This window comes from Flavobacterium sp. (assembly GCF_043778725.1).
In the GTDB taxonomy this organism is placed as follows: domain Bacteria; phylum Bacteroidota; class Bacteroidia; order Flavobacteriales; family Flavobacteriaceae; genus Flavobacterium.
In genome coordinates this window covers 1-9,406 of the sequence record NZ_JAYWFT010000130.1, presented here as the reverse complement: position 1 = coordinate 9,406, position 9,406 = coordinate 1, and the positions used below count along the sequence as shown (strand labels likewise).

Annotated in this window: 6 protein-coding genes and 1 riboswitch; all 6 genes read right to left on the bottom strand. The window is 30.9% G+C overall.

The annotated features are described in order from the left end of the window. Positions 1-1,637: TonB-dependent receptor (locus ACH2CG_RS12650; RefSeq protein ID WP_395065742.1), on the bottom strand; the 1,637-nt coding region annotated here is incomplete at its 3' end. A 94-nt stretch (positions 1,638-1,731) separates the two neighbouring features. Continuing rightward, positions 1,732-1,838, bottom strand: a riboswitch (TPP riboswitch). 207 nt (positions 1,839-2,045) lie between these two features. Next, positions 2,046-2,579: a hypothetical protein gene (locus ACH2CG_RS12645; RefSeq protein ID WP_395065741.1), complete on the bottom strand. Its 534-nt coding sequence runs from the start codon at positions 2,577-2,579 to the stop codon at positions 2,046-2,048. A gap of 63 nt (positions 2,580-2,642) precedes the next feature. Beyond that, on the bottom strand, positions 2,643-5,474 hold the full coding sequence (gene polA / locus ACH2CG_RS12640; protein ID WP_395065739.1) for a DNA polymerase I: 2,832 nt from the start codon (positions 5,472-5,474) through the stop codon (positions 2,643-2,645). A gap of 9 nt (positions 5,475-5,483) precedes the next feature. Next, complete coding sequence (locus tag ACH2CG_RS12635; protein ID WP_395065737.1) at positions 5,484-5,987, bottom strand: hypothetical protein; 504 nt, start codon at positions 5,985-5,987, stop codon at positions 5,484-5,486. A 255-nt stretch (positions 5,988-6,242) separates the two neighbouring features. Continuing rightward, positions 6,243-8,366: a tetratricopeptide repeat protein gene (locus ACH2CG_RS12630; RefSeq protein WP_395065735.1), complete on the bottom strand. Its 2,124-nt coding sequence runs from the start codon at positions 8,364-8,366 to the stop codon at positions 6,243-6,245. After that, on the bottom strand, positions 8,367-9,125 hold the full coding sequence (locus tag ACH2CG_RS12625; protein WP_395065733.1) for a LytR/AlgR family response regulator transcription factor: 759 nt from the start codon (positions 9,123-9,125) through the stop codon (positions 8,367-8,369). It lies immediately after the preceding gene. Positions 9,126-9,406: the final 281 nt, after the last annotated feature.

Sequence of the window (9,406 nt, the reverse complement as noted above, 5' to 3'; positions counted from 1 at the left end):
TTAGTAAAAATTGGCGAACCTACATCGTTTAACGCGCCAGTCATAACCAACTGATTTTTGTATTTCATATAAAAAACATTTGCGTTAAGCATCGTTTTTTTGACATTGTATTTCCATCCCAATTCGAAGTCAAACAAACGTTCTGGTTTTACACTTCCGTTTTCATAGTCATCTCTTCTAGGTTCTTTATTTGCAATTCCTGCATAAAAATACACTGCATTTTTAGTGTTTAATTGATAATTGGCACCAACTTTTGGATTAAAAAACCTAAAAGTATCGTTCACATCATTAAAGTTAATACTGTTTGCTTTGTAGAAAACCATACGGTATTGCATGTCGGCATAAACATTGATTTTACCATAAGTTTGTGTTACTTTGGCATAAAAATTCACGTCATCTTTGTTGCCAAAATTATTATAATAACGGTTTGAACTAGGCACATAAAATTGTGTCCAAACTACTTCTCCATAATGTTTCCCTAAATACCTGTTGGCTGCTCCACCAAAGATAACTTCTGTTTTTGCAGTTTTATAATTTAAGTTAAAAGTCGTTCCAAAAAAGTCATTATCGAGCCATCTTTTTCTAATTAAATCGGATGTTGAATTTCCTTGAAAATCGGGTAAATAATAATCGGCCAATGTTTGGTCTTCTTTGTATTGTTCATAATATCCTTTCCCTAAAGTATAATGAAATGCTACATTGGAAGTCCATTTGTCATTCCATTTTTCTGACCAATGCAACTGAAAATGATTTTGCCAATAATTATCGGTTTCATTATCATAGAATTTCATTGTTCCGTCTGCATCAAAATACATTCCTGCCAGATTGAAAGTTCTATCGTTTTGAAGTTTATCTAAATCTTCAATGCCGTACCAAGCTTGATAGGTTTTTTCTTTTCCGCCAAATAGAATAGCTTTAATTTGAGTAGTTTTAGTAACATAATTGGCATTAAAAAAATAACCAGACATGTTTGAAGCAGCTCTATCAATATATCCATCGGATGCAACTTGAGAAATTCTACCATTAATCTCTAAATTGTCGTGCAATCCTGTTCCGAAAGCTAACGTGTGTTTTCTAGTTCCAAAACTGCCACCAGAATTAGCAATTTCAGCATAGGCTTTTTCTTGATAAGCTTTAGTTTGCATGTTTAAACTTGCGCCAAATGCACCTGCGCCATTAGTTGAGCTACCAACACCACGTTGCAATTGCAAGCTTTCTATTGAAGAAGCAAAATCGGGCAAATCTACAAAATACGTCCCATGACTTTCACTGTCGTTAAATGGTACTCCGTTTAGGGTAACATTAATTCGTGATCCATCTGCACCACGAACGCGCATGTAGGTGTATCCAACGCCATTTCCAGCATCGGTAGTGGTTACCACAGACGGCAAATAATTTAAAAGAACTGGAATATCTTGACCTAAATTTCTAGGTGCAATTTCTTCTTTAGATACATTTGTAAAAGGAACAGGTGTTTTTTTGTTGACACGAATTGCTGCAACTAGAACTTCGTCTAGTGTTGTAACTTTTGTAGTGTCTTTAGATTTTTCTTGACTAAAAGATTGTGAAGAAAAGAGAATACAGAAAGCAGTAGTCAGAAAAAAATTACTGCGATTAGATTTGAATAAAGTTTTCATTCGTAAATTGTTTTACAAATAAAAAGAGGTAATTATTCTTTGATTAAAAAATTAATTAGTTGTTTCCTATGACATTTTTATAGCGTGCACACTACAAATAGTTTTGTCATTTTTCCCTTAGCAGCATTACCTGCTCAGGTTCATTGGGTATAATCTCAGCTTTTATTAAATTAATTAATAATTGCACCCCTTTTGAGACGGTGCAAATGTAGGTAAAATTAATTTCAAATTCAAAAGTATAAAAAACTAATGCTAGGATTACTGCGATTATGATTGGTCTGTATTTTCGTTGAATTTCAGCTTTTTTTTAAACCCATCTTTTTCATATTTCCAAGAAAAAAGATTTTTAGGAAAGTGAAAGTGCTGATATTCAAATAAATTTAAGGCAAAGATATGAAAAATTAAGTTCTACTTGTTTTCCTGGCAACTTACACACCACAAGCCATTAAATCCATAACACATCTGTGAAAATCCAATCAAAATACCTTTTTTAGAAAGTGAATAACCAAAAAGGTATGTTTTTTCTTGAGTTTTATCATAATCCAAATTCCAAGTTTTATTTATTTCTTTAATTAAATTATTTATGTTAATTTCTTTTTCAAAATTCAGTAACTCATTTTTAGTAAAATAATTTGCGTTGAAAATTTTTAATGCTTTTTCATTTTTAAATTCAAACTCTCTTGATTTACTTTTTTGTAATAATTCGAAAGCTTCGTCATACGTTAATGATTTTTCAATCTTTATAGCTTCTCTTAATTCATCATTTGTTGTGCAAAATTCTTTAACATCATTTGTGTTCAAATCCTTTACGTTAATAATAATGAATATATTACTTGCTGTATTTATTGCTTGAATAAAATTTGCGTGTAAAACACTATTTGTATCCTGACTAAAAATTAAGTTAGAAAAAGCGATAAAAAATAAAATAAATAAATTTTTCATAATTTTATAAGATTCCTACGTAATGAGTAAGCGTAAAACTTTAAACTCGCAACCCGAAACTTTCTAATGCGCCTCCAACCAATTCTCACCAACGCCAATTTCAACATCCAACGGAACATCCATTTTAAAGGCATTTTCCATTTCATGTTTAATCATTGGTTTTATTTTCTCTAATTCAGAGTTGTGAACATCAAATACAAGCTCATCATGAACCTGAAGTAACATTTTAGATTTCCAATTTTCAGAAGTCAATTTCTTATGAATATTAATCATCGCAATTTTGATAATATCGGCTGCCGAACCTTGAATTGGTGCATTTACTGCATTTCGTTCTGCGCCACTTTTTACCATCATGTTTGCCGAATTGATGTCTTTTAAATAACGTCTTCTTCCTAAAACCGTTTGCACATAACCGTTTTCTCTTGCAAAATCTACTTGATTGCTCATGTATGATTTCAACTTTGGATAAGTTGCATAATACGCATCAATCAATTCAGCACTTTCTTTACGTGAAAGTGAAGTTTGATTAGAAAGTCCGAAAGCAGAAACGCCATATATAATTCCAAAATTCACGGTTTTGGCATTGCTACGCTGTTCTTTTGTAACTTCTTCTAACGGAACATTGAACACTTTTGCAGCCGTACTTCTGTGAATATCTTCATTGTTTTGAAATGCTTTTATCATGTTTTCTTCACCAGATAAAGCGGCGATAATTCGAAGTTCTATTTGAGAATAATCCGCAGAAACTAAAGTGTAATTTTCGTCACGAGCAATAAATGCTTTTCTAATCAATCGTCCGCGTTCTGTACGAATTGGAATATTTTGCAAATTCGGATTATTTGAACTCAAACGACCTGTTGCTGCAACGGTTTGCATATAATCGGTATGAACGCGCCCAGTTTTTTTATCCACTTGATTTGGTAATGCATCGATGTAAGTACTTTGCAATTTCACCATTTGACGCCAGTCCAAAATGTCTTTTACAATTGGATTATCATTAGCCAAATAACTCAAAATTTCTTCGCCAGTTGCGTATTGGCCGGTTTTGGTTTTCTTTTGTTTTGCTCCGCCAATTTTCATTTTATCAAATAAAACGTCGCCCAATTGTTTAGGTGAAGCCAAATTGAATTTCTCGCCAGCAGTTTCATATATTTTTTGTTCCAATGCTGAACTTTCGATAGCCATTTCCACTGACATTTCTTTCAAGAACGGAACGTCAAGATTGATTCCTTCTAATTCCATTGCGGCCAAAACAGGAATTAACGGAATTTCGATTTCATCAAATAATTTTTTGGTTTCGGCTTTGTCGAGAATCGGACTGAAATTTTGTTTTAATTGATAGGTTACATCGGCGTCTTCTGCGGCATATTCTTTAATTTCTTCTAAAGAAACATCGCGCATTGATTTTTGGTTTTTACCTTTTTTACCAATTAAATCTTCAATTGATTTTGGAGAATATTTTAAATATGTTTCAGATAAAACATCCATATTGTGACGCATATCTGGATTTATCAAATAATGCGCAATCATTGTGTCAAATAATTTTCCTTTAATTTGAACGCCGTAATGCGACAGAATTTTCAAATCATATTTTATGTTTTGACCTATTTTTTCGATGGTTTCATTTTCAAAAAACGGTTTGAATTTATCTACTAAAAATTGTACTTCTTTATGATTTAATGGCATGTGAACATAATATGCTTTTCCTTTTTCCCATGAAAAAGACATTCCTATTAAATTTGCATTTAAAGCATCTAAACCTGTAGTTTCAGTATCAAAACATACAGAAGTTTGATTCATCAAGTTTTGCAATAATAATTTTATAGCAAAATCACCTTCAACACTTTGATAAAAATGTTCTGTATTTTCTAAAGTTGCATAAAATGAATTTGGTTTTTCATCACCACTTTCTTCATCCGAAAATCCAAATAAATCAAATTGATCTTCGTTGGTTTTTTTAGCTGGAGCTTTTTTTGTTACTTGTTCTAAATCAGAATTTTCCTCAACTACAGTTGGATTATATAATTTATCAAATTGCGCTTTCATTTGACGGAATTCCAATTCTTGAAACAATTCGTCGGTTTTTTCAACATCAGGTTTAGATAATTCAAAATCTTCTGCATTGAAAGTTACTGGACAATCGAGTAGGATTGTGGCTAATTTTTTGGATAAAATTCCCAATTCGGCATTGGCTTCAATTTTGTCTTTTATGGCACCTTTTAGTTGATGCGTATTTGCTAAAAGATTTTCCATCGAACCGTATTCTGCCAAGAATTTCTTTGCTGTTTTTTCACCAACGCCAGGCAATCCCGGAATATTATCGGCTGCATCGCCCATCATTCCTAAGAAATCTATGACTTGTAACGGATTGGTAATTTCGAATTTTGCTAACACTTCTGGAATTCCCCAAATTTCAATGTCGTTACCCATTCGTGCTGGTTTGTACATAAAAATATTTTCGGAAACCAATTGTGCAAAATCCTTATCAGGCGTAACCATAAACACTTTAAAATCTTCTTTTTCGGCTTGTTTTGCTAATGTTCCAATTAAATCATCGGCTTCAAATCCTGCTACTTCAATAATTGGAATGTGCATTGCTTTCAACAATTCTTGAATATATGGAACGGCAATTTTTATTGCTTCTGGCGTTTCGTCACGATGCGCTTTATATTCTTGGTACATTTCGTAACGATAAGTGCTTCCGCCTTTGTCGAAAGCTACGGCTAAATGATCGGGTTTTTCACGTTTGATAACGTCCATCAAAGCATTCATAAATCCCATAATAGCCGAAGTATCCATTCCTTTAGAATTGATTCTTGGATTTTTTATAAAGGCAAAATAACCGCGAAATATTAGTGCGTAGGCGTCAAGAAGGTAAAGGCGTTTTTGTGACATGATTTATGTTTAAAAAGTAATAGAAAATCCAACTCCATTAGAATTAGAAATAAATGAGGTTGATTCGATATTAAAACCAGTTTTAGGATTTTTTAAATCGTCATTAATTATAGAAACTGCTTTTTTTATTTTTTTTGAAAACCCAATTTTGATTGGAATTGCTATTAAGACTACACCTGCACTTACAAAATACATAACATTACTTCTGGTCTTGATAGTCAATCTTCCATATTGGTCTATTGTATTTGAATCAGTAACTCTTATCAAATGTGTAGTTATTAGTGAAGATAAACCTCCATAAAGTAAAATATTTCCAATGGTTTTTTTTGTCATTCCTGAATTATACAATCGTAATGCTTCAGGATTGGTTGAAAATAAATCACGAACTTCACTTGAAGTAAGTTTTTTGTTATCAGAATTAAAAACCCTACTTGTACTTTTAAAAGTAAGAACATCTTGAGAAAAACTAAGTAATGGTAAAATTAATAACAATAGAAGTACACTCTTTTTCATAAATACAAAAGTTTAGATTTAGGTTAAAAATATAATTTGAGTGTAAAAATAACAAACAATTTTACATTTCGTGAAGTAAATTTTACCTTTCGTAAATTTTGTTAAAGCACATTGTTTTCAAAATCTTTCTTTTACAGAAAAAATAGAAATTATGTCAGTACTTATTAAAAAATTTAACTTGAAAATGATGTTGTTAGCAATTGCAACAATTGTAATATTGGGATTGAACGTTTACAATGTAGTTTGTTTGTAAAACTAGCTTAAAGGAATATTAACAACTACTTTAGTACCAACTATTTTATTGTTTTCTAATTCATCGGAATAGGTAATTAATTGCTTGATTAAATGGTTTTCGTTTAGTAATTCTAATCGTTGTGCAATTGATTCTGTTGAAAACGATTGATGTTTACTTTGATTTTTAGCTTTGATTTCAGCTGATTTTGTTCTACCAATTCCGTTGTCGATAATGGTGCAAATGATGTATTCTTCATTTTCATTTAAGTCAAAATTTATGGTAATTGTTTTCAATCCGTTTTTGTGCATCAATCCGTGTTTGATACTGTTTTCTACAAAAGGTTGAATAAGCATTGGCGGTAATTTATGATAATCTTCATCAATTGTGTTGGAAGTTGAAATGGTGTATTCAAAATCTTTTGCGAAGCGCATTTTTTCTAAATCTAAATACTTTGTTAGAATATCAATTTCGGTTGCAATGGTGATTTGTTTTTTGCCCGAAACTTCTAATATTTGTCGCGTTAAATAAGTGAAATTACTTAATTGTTCGTTGCCTTTTAGTTTATCGCCATACATAAATTGTTCTTGAATGCTGTTGAGTGCATTAAAAATAAAATGCGGATTCATTTGACTTTTCAATGCTTTGAGTTCGCTGTCTGTCGCTTTCTTTTCGGCTTCAAGAAGTTTTTCGGCTTCGGCAAGTTTGGTTTCTAGTAGTTCATTTTTCTTCTTTTCTTTAAATCTGAAGAATAAAAAATAGGCTAGAATAGCTAATGCTAAAAAGGAGATGATGAAACTATTAATAAGAATGGTTTTTTTATTGGATTGCAATTCTGCAATTTTCTTTTTCTGATTTAGTTCTTTGATTTTGGCCTCTTTTTTTTCGGTTTCGTATTGATAAGTGGCTTTCAAGGCAATATCTTTGCTTTCATCGAAGTAAATTTTTTCACCAATATCAGAAGCTATTTTCTTGAAATTGAAAGCGTTTTTATAATCGTTTTGTTTGGAGTAAATATCGCTCAAAATCTCGGCTGCATCTTTTTCGTCAGAAGTGTAATTGGTTTTTTGAGATAATTTGTAACCCAATAATCCATATTCTTTCGCTTTATCAAGTTTGTTTAATTTGTAGAAAGAAGCTGCAATTTTGATTGCGGTTTTTGAAACGTAACCATCGCTGTTGAGTTTTTTAAAAATTTCAAAAGCTTTTATATAATTATTGTTAGCTTCTGTGAAATTTTGTTTTTCCAAATAAATGTCCCCATAGCTTTTATAGGTCGCAGCAATAAAGTCTTCATTATTCAATTTTGATGCAATTTCAAATGCTTGATTGTTAAATTGTAGAGCTAAATCTAGTTTGTGACGTTTAATATTTGTTGCAGCCAAACTATTTAACACTAAAATCAAACGTTCATTATTATTAGTTTCTTTATCAATTTTCAAACATTTTTCATAATAGGACGTGCTAGTTTTATAATCATTTTGATTGTCAAAAATTCTACCTAATGCAAAGTAAGTACGTTCTAAACCATCTAAATCTTTCATCTTTTCGAACAGTGGCAAGGCTTCAAGATTGTATTTTATGGCAAGCGAATTGTTTCCTAAATTGTTATAGACAAATCCTAAATCAGTTAAAATAAAGGCTAAACTTGATTTGTTGTTGGAACGTTTTGCATAGAAATAAGCTTTTTTCATATAAACTAGAGTACTGTCTAATTTTCCTTGGTAATCAAATGCGGTTCCAATATTTTGAAGTGCTAATGCGGTTCCGTAATCAAAGTTAATTTTTGTCGTAATTTGTAATGATTTTCTATAGAATAAAATTGCTTTTTCAAACTCTTCGGTATAAACATAAAATGCTCCTTCGTTGTTAAAAGCAATACTAAGGTATTTTGTATACGTTTTTTTTAAAACAGGATTAGTTTCTGATTTGCTTTTTTCTTGAGCTATTTTTTTTAATTCTTGATTGTATTTTATCCAGATATTTTGGTCGTTTTCAGCTTCAATATTTTGGTCTAATAAAAAACATATTGTAGTGTCACTTTTTTTGTAATTATCAAGTTTCGATTTTAAGTCATTAGTGTTTTGAGCAAAAATAAAGTTGCTCAAAACAAGTAAACTTAGAAATAATATTTTTTTAAAACGCATTTATAAAATGTTATTTAATTGCATAAATTCTTCAAATTCCTCTTTCTTTTCTCTCGAAATGGGAAGCAAAATTTTATCATCATAAGTTACTGATAATCCGTCTTTTTTGCTATATTTTTTTATCAATGTAATGTTTACATAATAAGAACGATGTATTCTAAAAAAACGAGTGTCTGATGAAAGTAAATCTTCAAAATGTTTGATTTTTTTTACTGCTAAATCTTTTCCGTTTTTGTGATGAATTGTGGTGTAAGAACCATCGGCTTCAAAATATAAAATATCGTTTAAGTCCATAAAAACAATACCGTCACCAATATGAACGCCAATTTTTTTGATTTTATTTTCTAATAAATTTTCCTTCAGCACATCCATAGTGTTTGGCTGTAGATTTCGATTAAGTTTTTCAGATACTTTCTCTACTGCTTCTTTTAGTTTAGATATTCCAATTGGTTTAAGAATATAATCCACTGCCGAAACTTCAAATGCTTTAATGGCATATTCCGAGTAGGCGGTGCAAAAAATGGTTTCAAAAGTTGGTTTGTTGAAGTAATCGAACAGCGCAAAACCATTTTCGTTAGGCATTTCAACATCCAGAAAAACCAAATCAATTTGATTTTTATTAATGATTTTCACAGCCGATTTTACATCTTCAGCATCAGCTATAATTGCTACTTCTGGACAATGATCTTCTATAAAATTTCGTAGTAATGACCTAGCATTAAGTTCATCATCTACAATTAGCGCTTTAATTGTGTTCATTGGTTGGTTTTGGTTTGACAATTTAAGAATTTATTTCAATCGAAAAACCGCCAACAAAAATTAATCTGTTTAGCGGTGTTTTCTAAAAAAAAACTACTACTTTATTTTTATAATTTACTCAATAATTGAACTTTTCCGTGCATTTCTTTTGTTGCAATGAGAATTAAACCTCCTTTTTTTCCTTTTTCATAATAGTGCAACTTGTCGCCTTCTTCCATTTTTAGATTTGTTGTAGCATTTTTAGTTAAACTATAGCTTCCGCCACTTCCTGCATTGATAAC

Coding starts and splice junctions, on each gene's coding strand:
- ACH2CG_RS12645 (WP_395065741.1), bottom strand. CDS start 2,579: ATGAAAAATTTATTTATTTTATTTTTTATCGCTTTTTCTAACTTAATT.
- ACH2CG_RS12625 (WP_395065733.1), bottom strand. CDS start 9,125: ATGAACACAATTAAAGCGCTAATTGTAGATGATGAACTTAATGCTAGG.
- ACH2CG_RS12635 (WP_395065737.1), bottom strand. CDS start 5,987: ATGAAAAAGAGTGTACTTCTATTGTTATTAATTTTACCATTACTTAGT.
- polA (WP_395065739.1), bottom strand. CDS start 5,474: ATGTCACAAAAACGCCTTTACCTTCTTGACGCCTACGCACTAATATTT.
- ACH2CG_RS12630 (WP_395065735.1), bottom strand. CDS start 8,366: ATGCGTTTTAAAAAAATATTATTTCTAAGTTTACTTGTTTTGAGCAAC.